The sequence below is a fragment of the Cellulomonas triticagri genome, from assembly GCF_003696205.1.
GTDB lineage: Bacteria > Actinomycetota > Actinomycetes > Actinomycetales > Cellulomonadaceae > Cellulomonas > Cellulomonas triticagri.
Genome location: NZ_RFFI01000100.1, coordinates 1 through 16017 on the forward strand (window position 1 = coordinate 1; position 16017 = coordinate 16017).

The following is a 16017-nucleotide window of genomic DNA, read 5'->3' on the forward strand; positions in this document are numbered from 1 at the left end:
CGGGCGACGCACAGGCGCCCGGCGGTGCCGCGGCGCGGGCGGGAGCCGACGCGCTCGAGGCCGCGGCGCAGGTCGTGCGGTCGCTCGCCACCACGGCGGGCGTGGCCGACGACGGCGGGACGACCGAGGGGGACGAGGAGGCCGCCGCGCGGGTCACCGAGGCCGTCCGGGCGATGGAGGAGCAGATCGCCGCGGACCGGACCGGCGGGGGCACCCGGCCCGCGGACGCGCTGGTCGTGGCGCTCAGCCCGCTCGTGGGACGGATCGGGGTGGGGACCGGCTCGTGACGCGGCCGGAGCCGCGCCCCGGAGGTACGTCCGGGCGCTAGCGTCGGGGACGTGGTGCTCACCGACTCGCCGTCCCTGCTGCTGGTGCTGGTCCCGCTCGTGCTGGGGGCGGTCGGCGTCGCCGTGCTCGCCCTGGTGCTGTATCTCGTCGTCCGCCGCGGCGTGCGGGACGGCGTGCTCGACGCGCGTCGGGCCGAGCGTGCGGGTGCCGATGGCCCGCGCTGACCGTCGCGGCGCCGCCGGTGCGATCCTGATCGCGGGCCTGGTGGCGGGGTGCGGGACCACGGCGCCGACCGGGCCACCGGGCGGACCGACGTCCGTGGCCGACCTGCGCGAACGGCCGCGGGAGGTCGCGCCCGTGGTCTTCGAGCCCTGCGGGCGGACCCCTGCGACGCCGGAGCGCAGCACCCTGCGGCCCCGTGACCTCACGGCCGCCGACGCGGACGTCGACCCGCACCGGTTCGGCCGGATCCCCGTGGACGGCGACCTCGTGGTCGAGGACGTCGGGGACCTGCTGCTCACCGACGGCGTGCTCGGCGCGGGTCCGGGCTACGCCGGGATGGTGGCGGCCGGGGACGGCTCGCTGACCGTGGCGCCCGGGACGATCACCGCACCCGTGTCCCTGCAGGTCCTGGACTCGACGGAGTCCGGCCGCCGGGTCGCGTTCGTGGAGGTGCGGGTCGGGGACGGCACGCCGGTGGCCTGGACGGACTCCGAGGACGTCGGCGTGGTCACGGACGGCGGCGACGCGGCGGTGTTCGCGCCGGTCGGGGCCCCGGACTCCACCTTCTGGGACATGGATCCCGTGATCCACGCGTCCATCGCCGCCCAGCTGGACGACAGCGACGGCGCCTCCGGGGTGTGCGCGCTGCGCCGCCCGGCAGCCGGTGGTCCGGTGGACGCCGTGCTGACGGCGATCGGCTGGGGCGACGGCTGGTACCCGGTCGTCGTCGGCACCGACGCGGCCGGGGAGGTCGTCAGCGTCGTGGTCGACGGGATGATCACGCCGTGGGAGTGGAGCGGCCTGCCCGGGACGCCCCCGCCGGACGCGTGATCAGCGCACGTCGCGGACCAGCACCACGCTCGGGTACGTCTTGCCCGGCCAGCGGATGACGTCCCGGCGCACGAAGCCCCAGCGGTCGTAGAGGTCCAGCAGGTCCTGCGCGGACTCCGCGGTGTCGACGCCGATGCCGGTCACGCCGTGCGCGGCGGCGTGCGCGAGCGCGACGTCCCGCAGGTGCCGGGCGAGTCCGCGCCCCTGGTGGGCGGGGTCCACGCCCATCTGGTTGAGCCACGCCCGCCCGGGGGCGGCGGCCTCGGCGGTGAGGTCCTGGAGCATCCGCGCGGGCGGCAACGACAGCGTGAGCGTCGCGACCGGGTCGGCCGCGTCCCACAGCACCCACGTGGGTCCGGCGGCCGCGCGGCGGACCGTGGTCGCGGCGTCCTGGGTCGCCGCCGTGAAGTTGAGGCCGCGCTCCGCGAGCCCGCCGTAGGCGCGGTGCAGCAGACCGGTCACCGCGTCGGCGTCCGCGGGGTCGAACGGGCGGAGGACGAGATCGGCGAGCATGAGATCGAGCCTAGACCCGCGTGATCACGGGGTTCGCCCACCCAGTTGTCCGATTTGTGTGGAGAAGTCCCATCCGGACCGGCGAGGGCTCCGAATCCTTGTCATGGCAGCGACACCACCCGTGACCAGCCCGCACGCCCCGGCACCTCCCGTCGCACCCCTGCCCAGCCGTCGCTCCCGACGCCCAGCGCGCACCGGGCGCACCGGCAGCGGCACCACGATCCGGTCGCTCGCCGCCTTCGGCGGCGTCGGCGCCCTCGCCTTCGTCGTGGACGTCGGCGTCTACAACCTGCTGCGCGCGACGGTCCTCGACACGTCGCCGATCTGGTCGAAGGTCGCCTCGGTCGCCGTCGCGACGACGGTCGCGTGGCTCGGCAACCGCACGTGGGCGTTCCGTGACCGGCGCGGCGGCCCCGTGGCCCGGGAGGCCGTCCTGTTCGCCGCGATGAACGTCCTCGGGCTGCTGGTGTCCGCCGCCTGCCTGTGGGTGTCGCACTACCTGCTCGGGTTCACGTCCCAGCTCGCGGACAACGTCGCCGGGAACGTCGTCGGCGTCGGCCTCGGGACCGTCGTGCGGTACCTCGGGTACCGGTTCGTGGTGTTCCGCACGCCCGTTCCCACGCCCCAGACCGGTACCAATGCCGCAAACCGCCCGTCCGGTCACGATTCGGCTCCGAACCCCGCCTGAGCCCCCGAGCCACGGAACGACCCACGGACCCGACCCGAGGAGCGCGATGACCCTGCCCGGCCTGCCGACCGCCGTCCCCGAAGCCCTGACCCGCCCCGCGACCGTCGACCCCGGACCACTGCTCACCCCGCAACCCCTCGACCCCGCGCCCGCCGGCCCCGGCTCCCCCGCCGACGTCCCGGCCGCGACGGCGCCCGGCACCGTCAGCGGGCTGCTCCCGGACTGGTCCGCGGGCGAGTGGCTGGGCTACGGCGCCATCGCCCTCGTCGCCGTGGCTCTCACCGCCATCGCGCTGAGCACGCTGTGGTGGATGCTGCACGCCTGGCGGGACCACGCGGCGCTGACCGCGACCCGGTTCTCGGGCGTCGCCCGACCCGCCGCCCACCGGTTCACGCTGCTGGTCCCGGCGCGGCACGAGGAGGAGGTGCTCGGGCAGACCCTCGACCGGCTGGCCCAGCAGACCCACCCCGACCTGGAGATCATCGCGATCGTCGGGCACGACGACCCGGGCACCGAGCTGGTCGCCCGCGAGGCCGCCGCCCGCCACCCCGACCTCATCCGGGTGGTCGTGGACGACAGCGTCCCCAAGAACAAGCCGAAGGCGCTCAACCTCGCGCTGACCGTCGCGACCGGTGACGTGGTCGGGGTGTTCGACGCCGAGGACGAGGTGCACCCGCGGCTGCTGGAGCTCGTGGACACCCGGTTCGAGGAGACGGGCGCCGACGTCGTCCAGGGCGGCGTGCAGCTGATGAACTTCCAGTCCTCCTGGTGGTCGCTGCGCAACGTGCTCGAGTACTACTTCTGGTTCCGGTCCCGCCTGCACTTCCACGCGCGGTCGCGGTTCATCCCGCTCGGCGGCAACACCGTGTTCGTCCGGCGCGAGTGGCTGGACTGGTCGCAGGGCTGGGACGCGGGCTGCCTCGCGGAGGACTGCGAGCTCGGGGTGCGGCTGTCCAGCGCGGGGGCCCGCGTGGTCGTCGCCTACTCCCCCGACGTCGTGACCCGCGAGGAGACGCCCGGCACGTTCGTCAGCCTGTTCAAGCAGCGCACCCGGTGGAACCAGGGGTTCCTGCAGGTGCTCGGCAAGGGCGAGTGGCGGAACCTGCCGACACGCCGCCAGCGCGGCTACGCCCGCTACCTGCTGTCGATGCCGTTCCTCCAGGCCGCCACCGGCCTGCTCGTGCCGGTGTCGATCGCCCTGGTGCTGCTGGTCAAGGTGCCGACGCCGCTGGCGCTGCTCACGTTCCTGCCGCTGGTGCCGACCGTCGTCACCGTCGCCGTCGAGGTGGCGGGGCTCGCGGAGTTCGGGCGGCTGTACGGGCGCCGACCGCGGGTGCGCGACTACGTCCGGCTGGTGCTGGGCACGTTCCCGTTCCAGGTGTTCCTCGCCGCCGCCGCCGTGCGCGCCGTGCTCCGCCAGCTCAAGGGCGACAGCTCGTGGGAGAAGACCGAGCACACCGGCGCGCACCGCGACGCCGACGTGGCACCGACCCGCGGCGAGCGCACCCTCGTCGCCGCCCGGCCGTACCCGCACCCGACGTCGCCGACCCACCCGGAGGCCGCCCGATGACGACCACGCTCCCCCGCCCCGCCCCGCACGCCCCCGCCGCCCCGACGCCCGACCGGGTGCCGGAGCGCGCGGCCCGCGCCCGCCGGCGCCACCGGCTCGTCGACCTGGCGTGGCTCGCCCCGGCGCTGCTGCTCTCGGCGGTCGTCCAGCTGGTCAACCTCGGCGGGTCGCCGCAGCGCATCGACGACGAGGGGACCTACACCGCGCAGGCGTGGTCCATCGGCGCACTGGGCGAGCTCACGCACTACACGTACTGGTACGACCACCCGCCGGTCGGGTGGATGCAGATCGCCGCGTGGACCGGCCTGACCGGCGCGTTCGACCGGTACGACGAGGCCGTGATCGCCGGGCGCGAGGCCATGGTGGCCGCGACGCTGGTCAGCGCGACGCTGCTGTGGTTCCTCGGGCGGCGCCTGCGGCTCTCCCGACCCGCCGCGACGGCGGCCGTGCTCGTGTTCGCGCTGTCGCCGCTGGCGCTGCAGTTCCACCGCTCGGTGTACCTGGACAACGTCGCGACGCCGTGGCTGCTGGGGGCGATCCTGCTCGCGACCGCCCGGCGCAACCAGCTCGCCGCGCACGCCGGGGCGGCCGCCGCGCTCGGCGTCGCGGTGCTGAGCAAGGAGACGTACCTGCTCGCGCTGCCGATCGTGGCGTACCTGATGTGGCGGCACGCCGCCCCGAGCACCCGCCGGTACACGCTGACGGTCGCCACGACCGTGCTCGTGCTCATCGGCGGCTCCTACCTCGTGCTCGCGACGGTCAAGGGCGAGCTCGTCCCCGGCGCCGACCGGGTCAGCCTCGTCGACGGGATCATGTTCCAGCTCGCCGACCGGGAGTCGTCCGGCTCCGCCCTCGACTCCGGCAGCCTGCTCAGCCGCACGCTGCAGCAGTGGTGGCAGCTCGACCCCGTGCTGATCGTCGCCGGGCTCGCCGCCGCCGTCGCCGGTCTCGGGATCCGGCGGCTGCGCCCGTTCGCGATCGCGATGCTCGCGCTGACCGCCGTGGTCCTCCGCCCCGGCGGGTACGTGCCGGTGCCGTACGTCATCGTGCTGCTGCCGTTCGCGGCGCTGCTGCTCGCCGGAGTCACCGACGTGGCCGTCCGCCGCTTCCGGCGCCCCACCCGGCACCGCACGACCGGCCTCCGCACGACCGGGCGGCTCGCGACCGCGCGCCGCGGGCTGGGCCGCACCGCGTCCGCCGCCTGGGTCGCGGCCGTCGTCGCGGCGCTCGTCGTCGCGACGCCGCTGTGGGGCGCCCAGCTGCGCGGCTTCCTGCGCGCCGACCTCGACCAGCCGATGCGCCAGGCCCAGTCCTGGCTGGAGGACAACGTGGGCCGGGACGCGACACTCGTCGTGGACGACGCGATGTGGGTCGACCTGGTCCGCGCCGGGTTCCCGCGCGAGAACGTGCTCTGGTACTACAAGGTCGACACCGACCCCGCCGTGGCCGCCGGGCTGCCCGACGGCTGGCGCGACGTGGACTACGTCGTCACCACCGACTCGATGCGGACGTTCCCGACGGCGTTCCCGCAGGTCTCCGAGACCATCGCGAACTCCGTCGTGGTCGCGAGCTTCGGCGAGGGCTCGACCCAGGTCGACGTCCGGGCCGTCGACCCCGAGGGCCTGGAGCACGCCGAGGACACCGCCGCCGCGTCCCGGGAGGCGCGCGCCGCCGCCGGGGCGGACCTCGTCCGCAACCCCCGCCTGACGCTCCAGGGCGACAGCCGGGCGTTGCTGGAGGCCGGGATGGTCGACTCCCGCATCGTGCTGGCGCTCGCCACCCGGCTGCTCACCGCGGACGTGACGGTGGCGGACTTCCCCGTCTCCGTCGGCGAGGGCGACGCCGTGCGCCGCCAGGTGCTCGTCGCCGACGCCGCGTCCGGCACCGACGGCACCGCCTGGCTCGACCGGCTCGGCGGCGCGTCCGCGCCGCTGGACGTCCGCACCACCGGCGACGGCGTGCTGGCCACGTTCAGCGCCCACGAGCCCGCGGGCCTGCTCGCGGGCGTCGGCTGACCCCGAGACCCCTGCAGGACCCCCAACCGGCAGCACACCCGTGCCGCCTCGACGGAAGGACACCGCATGACCTCGTCCCCCACCCCCGCACGCCGGACCCGCGCGCTGCGCGCCGGAGCCGGTGCCCTCCTGGCGGGCGGCCTCGCCCTGCTCGGCGGCGGCACCGCGCACGCCACCACCAGCCCGGAACCGGGCGCCCCGGCAGCGCCCGCAGCGCCCGAGCCCACCGGCACGGACGGCTGGGCCCGCGTCGCCCACCTCTCGCCCGACACCAAGGCCGTCGACGTCGAGCTGACCGCCCTCGCCGGGGGCGCCGTGCTCTACGAGCTCCAGGACGTCGCCTACGGGCAGGTGTCCGACTACCTGACCCTGCCCGCCGGGACCTACGTGGTGTCGATGGTGCCGTCGGACGCCCCGGCGGGCACCGACCCGGCGATCACGCAGTCGCTCACGGTGACCGAGGGCGAGCCGATGACCGTCGCCGCCTACGGCCGCAACGCCGACCTGCGGACCGCCGTCTACCAGGACGACCTGACCCAGCCCGCCGACGGCGAGGCACGGATCCGCGTCGTGCAGGCGTCGACCGTCGCCGACAGCGTGGACGTCACCACGTCCACCGGCACCGTCGTCACGCAGGGCGCCACCACCGGCGCGGCCACCGGGTACGCCACGGTCGCGGCCGGCCCGTGGACGCTCGACCTCGGCGGCGACGCCACCGGGACCGCGCAGGTCGACCTCGCGGGCGGCACCGTGAGCACGCTGCTGGTGCTGGACACCGCCGACCGCACGCAGACCGTCTCGGTCGTCCTCGACGCCGCCGCCCCGGGCACCACCCCGGTGGACGGCGTGGACACCGGCGGCGGCTGGGGCGCCACCCACGACGTGCGCGGCGCAGCCGACCTGCCCGCCGCAGGCGCCCCGACGGGTGCGACGGCGGGTCACGGCACCACCCCTCTGCTCGCCGTCGGGGTGCTCGCCGCGCTCGCGGGTGCGGTGCTCGCCGTCCGGGTCCGCCGGGACCGCCCGGGCACGGAGGGCGGGGGTCGCCGGTGACCCGGCGCACCGGAGCCGTCCTCGTGGCGCTGCTGGTCGCCGCGGGCCTGGTCGTGGCCGGGTTCGCCGTGGCCGGACGCTCGCCCGCACCCGCCCCGTCACCGACCGCCACGGGCGACGACGGCGGTACCGAGGGCACCGACGACACCGCGCTCGCCGAGCCCCGCACGGCGGCGGAGTCCGCCGAGGAGTTCCTCGCCGACTGGGTGGACGACGGCCGTGTCGTGCGCCGGGACCAGGGCGGCGACACCGTCTCCGAGGGCCAGGCGTACGGGCTGCTGCTCGCGGTCGTCGCGGACGACGCGGACGCGTTCGCCGCGATCTGGGACTGGACGCAGGAGCACCTCGTGCGCTCCGACGGCCTGCTGGCCTGGCGCTGGGCCGACGGCGCCGTGGTGGACGCCGAGCCCGCGTCGGACGCCGACCTGGACGCGGCCCGCGCGCTGGTCCTGGCCGGTGCGGTGTGGGACGAGCCCGCGTACACCGAGGCGGGCACCGCGCTCGCGACGGTGCTCGCGGACGACCTGACCGTGACCACGGCGCTCGGCCGGGTGCTCGCGCCGGGGCTGTGGGCCACCGCCGCCGACCCGTACGGGTACAACCCGTCCTACGCGTCGCCCGCCGCCTACGCGGTCCTCGGCGACGCCACCGGCGACCCGCGGTGGGCCGAGCTCGCCACCGGGTCCGCCGCCGCGACCACCGCCCTGCTCGACGGCAGCCCGCTGCCGCCCGACTGGGCGCAGGTGCACGGCGACGGCACCACCGAGGCGATGCCCGGCGCCGCCGGGACCGGGCAGTCCGTGCGGTACGCGTACGACGCCGCGCGCCTGCCCGTCCGGTACGCCGAGTCCTGCGACGCGGCGGACGTCGCGCTCGCCGGCCGGCTCACCGGGCCGCTCGGCACCGGCGACCACCTGGACGCCGCGCTCGACCTCGGCGGGGCGACGCTGGACGCCGCCGAGCACCCCGTCGCGTACGTCGGACGGGCTGCCGCGCGCGCCGCCGAGGGCGACACCCGGGGCGCGACCGAGGACCTGGCGCGCGCCGACCGGGTGGCGCAGGAGGTGCCGACCTACTACGGCGCCGCCTGGGCCGCGCTCGGGCGGGCGCTGCTGGAGACCGACGTGCTGGGTGGCTGCCCGGCGCTCGTGCCGCAGGACGCCCCGTGACGCCCCGGTCACCGGCCCGCTCGCTCGGGCTCCCCGCGTGGCTCGCGCTGCTGCTGCTCCTGGCGGGCTGCGCGCCCGACGCGACGACCCCCGAGTCCGGACCCGCACCGGATCCGGCAGCCGCCACCGGCCCCGCGTACCAGGACCCGGCCCCGCGGGCGTCGGCCGCCGAGGTGCCCGACGGGGTCGTCCCCACGCGGGTGCGCATCCCGCGCCTCGGGGTGGACTCCACGCTGGAGGACCTCGCGGTCGGCGCCGACGGGCGCATCACCCCGCCCGTCGACTGGCAGCGGGCCGGCTGGTACTCCGGCGGCGTCGTCCCGGGCGAGGTCGGCCCGGCGGTCCTCGCCGGGCACGTCGACTCCCCGGACGGCCCCGCCGTGTTCTGGGACCTCGCCGACCTCGCGGCAGGCGACGAGGTCGTGGTGACCCTGTCCGACGGCACGGACCGGACGTTCACCGTCGACCGGGCGCTGCACGCCGCCAAGGCCGAGTTCCCCACGTCCGACGTCTACCGCCCCACCCCCACGCCCCAGCTCCGGCTCATCACCTGCTCCGGCGACTGGGACCCGGCCACCGGGCACTACGAGGACAACCTCGTGGTGTTCGCGTCGGCCACCGCCTGACCACCGACCCCTGACGACCACCCGCACGCACGTCCGAACCTGGAGGTCCGCCATGCCCGCCACGAACCCGACCACCCCGGACGACCCGGCCACCGGCACCGGGACGCTCGTCATCGTCCCCACCTACGACGAGCGCGAGAACCTGGAGCCGATCGTCGCCCGCGTCCGCGCGGCCGTCCCCGGCGCGCACGTGCTGGTGGTGGACGACAACTCGCCCGACGGCACCGGCGACCTCGCCGACGCCCTCGCCGCCACCGACCCCGCCGTGCACGTGCTGCACCGCGCCGGGAAGGAGGGCCTCGGCCGGGCCTACCTCGCCGGGTTCGCGTGGGGCCGGGAACGCGGCTACGACCTGCTGGTCGAGATGGACGCCGACGGGTCCCACCACCCCGAGGCCCTGCCCGGGATGATCGCCCTCGCCGACCGGCACGACCTCGTCCTCGGGTCGCGGTGGGTCCCCGGCGGGCGCGTCGAGAACTGGCCGCTGCACCGGGTCGTCCTGAGCCGTGGCGGCAACCTGTACGCCCGGCTCGCGCTCGGCATCGACGTCCGCGACGCGACCGGCGGGTTCCGCGTCTACCGGACCGCCGCGCTCGCCCGGCTCGACCTCGACGCCGTCGAGTCGCACGGGTACTGCTTCCAGCTCGACCTGGTCTGGCGGGCGCTGCAGTCCGGGCTGGACGTGGTCGAGGCGCCCATCACGTTCACCGAGCGGGTCCGGGGCGAGTCCAAGATGGGCGGCGCGATCGTCCGGGAGTCGCTGGTGAAGGTCACCGCCTGGGGGCTGACCCGGCGGGTGCGCGCCGCTCGCGAGCGGGTGCTGCACGGGCGGTCGCTGCCGTCGGTGCGGGCACGCTCGCACGTGCTGCGGCGGACGGTGCCGCTGGACGCGTGAGGGGCGGGGTCAGGCGCCCGGGTCGAGCCCGAGCGTCCTGACCATCGCGGGCACCCGGTCGACCAGGGCTGCCCAGACGACGTCGTCGTTCACCTTGTCGTCGTGGTGCGCGACGAGGTTCCGCATCCGGGAGATGGCCACCCACGCCACCTCCGGGTGCTGCGCCTTGTACGCCTCGGGCAGCTTCTCGACCACGGTCGCGACCTTGATGAGGACGCGCTCCCCGGCGTTGCGCAGCAACGTTCCCTCGGGGGTCGCGGAGACGTACAGGTCGCGGCCGTGGCCCACGACGAACGCCGCCTCCCGCGCGAACGTGACCAGGTCGTCGAGCCGGTGCGTCACGCGGGCGTCGTCGTCCTCGGTGCTCACAGCGCCACCGACTCGGCGCGCGCCCGCTCGGCGACCGCTCCGCTCGACCCCGCGGACACCACGTCGACGGGCACCGTGAGCAGCGCCTCCAGGTCGGCCTCCAGCGCGAGCAGGTCCACGATGTCCCGACCGGGCTCGAAGGCGACCATGAGGTCGAGGTCGGAGCCCACCCGGTCGGTGCCGTGCGCGACCGACCCGAACACCACCGCATCGCGCCCTCCGTGCCGGCGGACGAGCGCCGCGACCTCGGCGCGTCGGCCGTCGAGGGCGGTCGAGGGTCGCACGGCGAGCACCTCGTCGAGCGCGGCCGCGGTGGCGGGCGTCGCCGTCCGACGACCCGACTCGATCGCCGAGATCAGCGGTTGTGCGACCCCGGCGGCGTCCGCGAGGGCGCGCTGCGACATCCCGAGCAGGTGGCGCCGGGTCCGCACCCGGGCGCCGTAGGTCGTGTCCACGCCATCACGATAACAACGACGTGATCACTCCGTCAGCGGTCCAGCACCGCGCCCAGCCCCTGCACCTCCAGCACGGTGTCCCGCACCGCCGCCGCCGGGACCTCGCCGCCGCGGGCCAGCGCGGCCGCGACCGTGGGCGGGACGTCCGGGTCGGAGCACAGCACCACCGGGGCGTCCGCCGTCGACGTGGGCAGCCGCCCGTGGCTGCCGCGGATGCCCGACGGGTCCAGCGGGGTCGTGGACATGGCGTACCGCAGGCCCAGGCGCTTGCGGACCAGGTTCAGCCCGGCGCGGGCCTTCGCCGCGGGCGACGCGAACAGCAGCTCGGCGGGGTCGTACCCGGGCTTGCGGTGGATGTCGACGCCGCGGGCGTAGTCGGGGGCGTCGGCGTCGTCCAGCCAGAACGGGTAGGCGAACCACGCCCCCGGCTCGGCGACGGCGACGAGCTCGCCGGAGCGCTCGTGGTCCAGGCCGTACCGGGCCTGCGCGGTGCGGTCCAGCACCTCGTCCACCCCGGGCAGGGCGCGCAGCAGGGCCGCGACGCGGGGGACGTCGGCCGGGTCGGCGACGTAGACGTGCGCGACCTGGTGGTCCGCGACCGCGAACGCTCGCGACGTCCACGGGTCCAGGTGCTCGCCGTTGGCCTGCCGGTAGACGTGCAGCAGGCCCTCCTCCCGCAGCACGCGGTTGACCGGCACCGGCCGGTCGGCGGGCTCGATGCCGTACTCCGACACCGCCAGGACGGTCGTGCCGCGGGCCTCGGCGTCGTCCAGCAGCGGCGTCAGCGCCACGTCGAGGGCGGCGGCCGCCGCGTCGGCGCGCGGGTCCAGCGGGCCGTACCGCTGCAGGTCGTAGTCGAGGTGCGGGACGTACGCCATGGTCAGGTCCGCGTCCCGGGTGGCGAGCAGGTGCCGGGTCGCGCCGACGATCCACTCGCTCGACGCGATCGAGGCGGTCGGCCCCCAGTACCGGAAGAGCGGGAACTCCCCCAGCCGCTCCACCAGCTCGTCGTGCAGCGCCGGCGGGCGCACGTACGCGTCCGGGGACTTGCGGCCGTCCGCGTGGTAGACCGGCCGGGGCGTGACGGTGACGTCCGTGGACATGCCCATCGCGTACCACCAGCACACGTTCACCGCGGAGTACCCGGGACGGGCGCGGCGCGCGGTCTCCCAGACCTTCTCCCCCGCCACCAGCCGGTTGTGCTGGCGCCACAGGTGCACCTCGCCGAGGTCCCGGAAGTACCAGCCGTTGCCGACGACGCCGTGCCCCGACGGCGGCAGCCCGGTCAGCATCGTGGACTGCACGGAGCACGTCACGGCGGGCAGCACGGTGCGCAGGCCCGCCTGCCACCCGCCCGCCGCCATCCGGGACAGCCGGGGCATGTGCGCCAGCGCGCGCGGGGTCAGCCCGACGACGTCGAGCAGCAGGACGCTCACGCGGACCTCCGGGCAGGTGTCGCGGGTGCGTGGTGGGGCGCTGCCGACGTCGCCGGCGCGTCCTCGTCGTCCGGTTCCCACCAGGCCCGGACGTCCAGGTGCTCGACCGCCCAGCGCAGCTCGGCGGCGATCCCCGCGACCAGGTCGGTCGCGGCGCGGGCCGCGAGGTCGTCCGGCAGCACGGACCAGGTGTAGGTCTCGATGTCGAGGTGCGCGTCGGCGCCGTGCGGTCCCCGCGAGACGGCCGTGACCGCGTCCCGCAGCACGTCCGTGGTCGCCGCCAGTGGCGGGGCGGGGCGGTGGTGCAGCGGCACGTGGACGTGCACCCGCCACGGGCCGTCGCCGGGCAGGTCGCGCAGGGCGTCGGGCAGGTCGTCGGCGGCGAGCACCCGGCCCGCTCCACCCACGCCGGGCTGCTGCTCGCGGACCTGGTGCAGGTACCGCTGCTCGGCGAACCGCGCGACCGCGGCCCGGGCCGCCGGGTCGGCGGGGTCCGCGACGTGCAGCGCCGCCGACGCCTGGACCTTCACCACCCGCAGGCCCGCCTGCCGGATCCGGCGCACGGCCGCCACCGGGTCGGCGAACGACACCGCGAGGTGGCAGGTGTCCAGGCAGACGCCGACGTGCTCGGGGTCGATGCCGTCCGGGCCGGTGCGGGCGGCGAGCCAGTCCACGACGTCGTCCACGGTGTCCAGGACGCAGCCGGGCTCCGGCTCGACGGCCAGCCGGACCGTGCGACCGGTCCGCGCCGCGAGGTCGCGCAGCCCCGCGGACACCGCCCCGAGCGCCCGGGTCGCGGCGGCGTCCTGGTCGGCGTCCCACGGCTCCCGCCAGGCGAGCGGCAGCGTCGAGATCGACCCGTCGACGCCGTCGGGCAGCAGGTCCGCGAGGACGGCCGCGCACGCCAGCGTGTAGGCGGCCCGCTCCGGCTCCGCCCACGTCGGCCGGTAGACCGCGTGCTTGACGACCTCGTCGTGGAAGCCCCCGTACGGGAAGGCGTTGAGCGTGTGCACGGTCAGACCCCGGGCCGCCAACGCGTCCCGCAGCCGCGCCCGGTCGGTGGCGCTGGCCGCGAGGCGGTGCGCGAGCGCCGCCGGGAGCCACAGCCCGACGCCGAGGGTCCGCAGGCCCGCGGCCTCCCGGACGGGTCCGGCGAACCGGTCGAGCTGGTCGAGCACCCCGTCCAGGTCCTCGGCCGGGTGGACGTTGGTGCAGTAGGACAACGGCATGCCGGTCACGCCCGCACCCCCCGCAGCACGGAGGATCCCGCGAACTCGGCGGGTGCGGGCAGGTCCCCGGGGACGAAGCCCGGGACCGGGTCCAGCACGAGGTTCCCCGACTGCGCGAACAGCGCGACCGGGTTCCGCCACAGCACCTGGTCGACGTCGTCCTCGGTGAACCCCGCCTCCAGCATCGCGGTGCCGGTGCGCCAGGTCTTCAGCGGGTCGGACCGGCCCCAGTCGGCGGCGGAGTCCACGATCATCCGCTCGGTGCCGTGCTCCTGGAGCAGGGCGACCATGCGGCGCTCGTCCATCTTCGTGTCGGGGTAGATCGAGAACCCCGCCCACGCGCCCGCGTCCCGCACGGCGGCGACCGTCGTCTCGTTCAGGTGGTCGACCAGCACCATCCCCGGGTCGATGCCCGACTCCCGCACCACGTCCAGGGTCCGGCGGGTCCCCGCCTGCTTGTCCCGGTGCGGGGTGTGCACCAGCACGGGCAGCCCGGCCTCCCGGGCCAGGGCGAGCTGGTGGGCGAACACCTCGTCCTCCGCCGGGGTCATCGCGTCGTACCCGACCTCCCCGACCGCGACCACGCCGTCCTTCGCGAGGTAGCGCGGCAGCAGGTCCAGGACCTCGCGGCAGCGGGGGTCGTTCGCCTCCTTCGGGTTGAGGGCGATGGTCGCGTGGTGCCGGATGCCGAACTGCGCGGCCCGGAACCGCTCCCAGCCGAGCAGCGAGTCGAAGTAGTCGCGGAACGAGTCCACGCCGGAGCGGGGCTGCCCGAGCCAGAACGCCGGCTCGACCACCGCGCGCACGCCCACGGCGTACATCGCCTCGTAGTCGTCGGTGGTGCGGCTGGTCATGTGGATGTGGGGGTCGAGGATGCGCACGGTCGGTCTCCAGGGGGTCTCGGTGGGTCGTGGGGCGCGGGCCGTCAGGCGGGCGGGGCGCCGATGCGGTGCAGGTCCGCCGGGACGGCGCGGCCCGCGGCCCGGCGCTCCGCGGCGAGGTCCGCGGCCATGCGGGCGAGCTCCGCGTCCGCGCGGTCGTCCAGCCCCGCGACGGCGTCGAGGGACGTGCCCTGGAACACGAGCTTGAGCACGGCGTGCCGCCACGTGTGCTGGTCCAGGTGGGCGGCGGCGAACGGACCGACCGCGGCGGCGACCAGGGCGGTGTCGTTGGCGCGCAGCGCGTCGCCCGCCACGTCCCGGCCGACGGCGACGACCTCGCCCGGCAGCGGACCGGTGGCCGACCCGGTCAGGGCGTCGAGGCCGCGCAGCACGCCGCGCCGCTCGACGGCGTCGCCGTCCCGGTACAGGGTCGCGAGGTGCGCGGCCAGCACCGGTGCGGGCTCGACCGCGGCGAGGGCCACGACGACCGACGCGCGGGCCGCGTCGTCCACCGTGCCGTGCACGGTGCCCGCCGGGTCGACGTCGGGGCGCAGCGGGTCCCGGCCGACGTGGCGGCCGACGAGCGGCAGGACGCGCTCGGCGGCGCGCGGGTCGCGGCGCACCTCGGCGAGGGCGTCGGCGAGCCAGGGGTCCGTGGCTGCGGGCCCGCCGGTGGATGTGCGGGTGGGTCCGGTGGTGGGTCTGGACGACGTCGTCGGCATCGCAGGGTCCTCCTCAGGGTCCGGGTGGGTGGTCGTGGACGGTGCGCCACGCCGCGCGCAGGGCGGTGGCGGCGGCGGCGACCTGGCGGGGCGCGTCCCAGGAGTGCCGGGGCAGCTCGACGGTGACGACCCCGGTGTAGCCGTCCTGGACGGCCGCGGCGAGCGCCCCGAGCGCCGCCGGGACGTCGAGGTCGCCGTCGCCGAAGGGCAGGTGCTCGTGGTGCGTGCGGGGCATGTCGTCGACCTGGACGTGCGCGAGGTGCGGCCCGGCGGCGCGCAGGGCTCCGGCGACGCCGTCGGGCTCGACGACGAGGCAGTGCCCGACGTCCACGGTGAGGCCCAGGGCGGGCGGGGCACCGAGGTCGGCGTGCAGCCGGAGGGCGTCCGCGACGGTCTCGACGTGCATCCCGGGCTCGGGCTCCAGGGCGAGGCGGACGCCGTTCTCGGCGGCGTGCACGACGAGGGCGGGCAGCCGGTCGCGGAGACGGGCGTCGGCGGTGGCGGGGTCGGTGCCGGGTGGCCGGACCCCGGAGAACAGCTGGACGACGTCGGCGCCGAGCAGGGCGGCGACCTCGACGGCGCGGCGCAGGTACCGCTCGCGGGGTGCGGCGTCCGGGTCCACCAGGGCGGGGGCGTGCTTGTGCCGGGGGTCGAGGAGGTAGCGGGTGCCGGTCTCGACGACGACGCGCAGCCCGCGTCCGTCGTGGGCGCGGGCGAGGCGGTCGCGCAGGGCGCGGACCTCGGTGTCGTCGGCCCACGGGTCGAGGTGCGGGAACCCGAGGGTGAGGGCGACGGCGTCGTACCCGGCGTCCTCCAGCAGGTCGAGCGCGGCGGGCAGCGGGTGGTCGCCGAGCCCGTTGGTCCCGTACCCGAGGGCGAACGGCAGCCCGGTCACGTCTCGCTCACCGCCCCGCGTCCGGCGGCGCGGCGCAGAGCGAGGCCGGTGAGGGCGACGACGCCGAGCGCGGCGGCCGACCGGGGGTGCCCGGCCCGGGCGGTGAGGGCGGCCTGCAGCGGCACCATCGCGCGGATCCCCGCCCCGGTGGCGGCCCGGG

Annotated in this window: 18 protein-coding genes; 10 read left to right on the top strand and 8 right to left on the bottom strand. The window is 76.6% G+C overall.

Going from position 1 to position 16017, the window contains the following annotated elements; translation table 11 throughout:
- The 3 genes from EBM89_RS21355 to EBM89_RS21365 all read left to right on the top strand — a co-directional run.
- Positions 1–287, top strand: a 287-nt coding sequence (locus tag EBM89_RS21355; protein WP_158609684.1) for a hypothetical protein, incomplete at its 5' end; no start/stop codon positions are given.
- A 51-nt stretch (positions 288–338) separates the two neighbouring features.
- A complete protein-coding gene (locus tag EBM89_RS21360) occupies positions 339–512 on the top strand; it encodes a hypothetical protein (protein WP_158609685.1) in 174 nt (57 codons plus the stop codon).
- Positions 513–645: 133 nt separating this feature from the next.
- Entirely contained in the window at positions 646–1341 is a 696-nt protein-coding gene (locus tag EBM89_RS21365) for a DUF4241 domain-containing protein (protein WP_158609686.1), read from the top strand.
- On the opposite strand, the gene EBM89_RS15640 is transcribed toward EBM89_RS21365, so the two are convergent.
- The gene (locus EBM89_RS15640; protein WP_122150545.1) at positions 1342–1854 is read right to left on the bottom strand and encodes a GNAT family N-acetyltransferase; all 513 of its coding nucleotides are present in this window, start codon (positions 1852–1854) and stop codon (positions 1342–1344) included.
- Between the two features lie 103 nt (positions 1855–1957).
- Here EBM89_RS15640 and EBM89_RS15645 point away from each other — a divergent pair, with 103 nt between their 5' ends.
- From EBM89_RS15645 to EBM89_RS15675, 7 genes are all read left to right on the top strand, one after another.
- Positions 1958–2542 (top strand): GtrA family protein, encoded by a 585-nt coding sequence (locus tag EBM89_RS15645; RefSeq protein WP_122150547.1) that lies wholly within the window; start codon positions 1958–1960, stop codon positions 2540–2542.
- 46 nt (positions 2543–2588) lie between these two features.
- The gene (locus EBM89_RS15650) at positions 2589–4112 is read left to right on the top strand and encodes a glycosyltransferase family 2 protein (protein WP_122150549.1); all 1524 of its coding nucleotides are present in this window, start codon (positions 2589–2591) and stop codon (positions 4110–4112) included.
- Positions 4109–6127, top strand: coding sequence for an ArnT family glycosyltransferase (locus EBM89_RS15655; RefSeq protein ID WP_122150550.1), 2019 nt, complete (start codon positions 4109–4111; stop codon positions 6125–6127). Before EBM89_RS15650 ends, EBM89_RS15655 begins: the two co-directional genes overlap by 4 nt.
- A gap of 66 nt (positions 6128–6193) precedes the next feature.
- Positions 6194–7180, top strand: a complete 987-nt coding sequence (locus tag EBM89_RS15660) for a DUF4397 domain-containing protein (RefSeq protein WP_122150552.1) — start codon at positions 6194–6196, stop codon at positions 7178–7180.
- Positions 7177–8349 carry a glycosyl hydrolase family 8 gene (locus EBM89_RS15665; protein ID WP_158609687.1) on the top strand — a complete coding sequence of 391 codons (1173 nt, stop codon included), beginning with the start codon at positions 7177–7179 and terminating at the stop codon, positions 8347–8349. Before EBM89_RS15660 ends, EBM89_RS15665 begins: the two co-directional genes overlap by 4 nt.
- Positions 8346–8975 carry a class F sortase gene (locus EBM89_RS15670; RefSeq protein ID WP_122150556.1) on the top strand — a complete coding sequence of 210 codons (630 nt, stop codon included), beginning with the start codon at positions 8346–8348 and terminating at the stop codon, positions 8973–8975. The genes EBM89_RS15665 and EBM89_RS15670 overlap by 4 nt, the downstream gene beginning before the upstream one ends.
- 52 nt (positions 8976–9027) lie before the next feature.
- Complete coding sequence (locus tag EBM89_RS15675) at positions 9028–9870, top strand: polyprenol monophosphomannose synthase (RefSeq protein ID WP_122150558.1); 843 nt, start codon at positions 9028–9030, stop codon at positions 9868–9870.
- Positions 9871–9879: 9 nt separating this feature from the next.
- Here EBM89_RS15675 and EBM89_RS15680 read toward each other — a convergent pair whose 3' ends face one another.
- Genes EBM89_RS15680 through EBM89_RS15710 form a run of 7 tightly spaced genes read right to left on the bottom strand, consistent with a single transcriptional unit; the run spans position 9880 to position 15857 of the window.
- A complete protein-coding gene (locus EBM89_RS15680) occupies positions 9880–10239 on the bottom strand; it encodes a HepT-like ribonuclease domain-containing protein (RefSeq protein ID WP_199732161.1) in 360 nt (119 codons plus the stop codon).
- Complete coding sequence (locus EBM89_RS15685) at positions 10236–10694, bottom strand: helix-turn-helix domain-containing protein (protein WP_122150559.1); 459 nt, start codon at positions 10692–10694, stop codon at positions 10236–10238. Before EBM89_RS15685 ends, EBM89_RS15680 begins: the two co-directional genes overlap by 4 nt.
- A 32-nt stretch (positions 10695–10726) precedes the next feature.
- Positions 10727–12130: an alkaline phosphatase family protein gene (locus EBM89_RS15690; RefSeq protein ID WP_199732162.1), complete on the bottom strand. Its 1404-nt coding sequence runs from the start codon at positions 12128–12130 to the stop codon at positions 10727–10729.
- Positions 12127–13359 (bottom strand): metabolite traffic protein EboE, encoded by a 1233-nt coding sequence (gene eboE, locus EBM89_RS15695; protein ID WP_122150571.1) that lies wholly within the window; start codon positions 13357–13359, stop codon positions 12127–12129. Before eboE ends, EBM89_RS15690 begins: the two co-directional genes overlap by 4 nt.
- Positions 13360–13364: 5 nt before the next feature.
- Entirely contained in the window at positions 13365–14240 is an 876-nt protein-coding gene (locus EBM89_RS15700) for a TatD family hydrolase (protein WP_122150561.1), read from the bottom strand.
- A gap of 44 nt (positions 14241–14284) precedes the next feature.
- Positions 14285–14962, bottom strand: coding sequence for an EboA domain-containing protein (locus tag EBM89_RS15705; protein ID WP_122150563.1), 678 nt, complete (start codon positions 14960–14962; stop codon positions 14285–14287).
- A gap of 13 nt (positions 14963–14975) precedes the next feature.
- The gene (locus EBM89_RS15710) at positions 14976–15857 is read right to left on the bottom strand and encodes a sugar phosphate isomerase/epimerase family protein (protein ID WP_122150565.1); all 882 of its coding nucleotides are present in this window, start codon (positions 15855–15857) and stop codon (positions 14976–14978) included.
- Between the last annotated feature and the right edge of the window lie 160 nt (positions 15858–16017).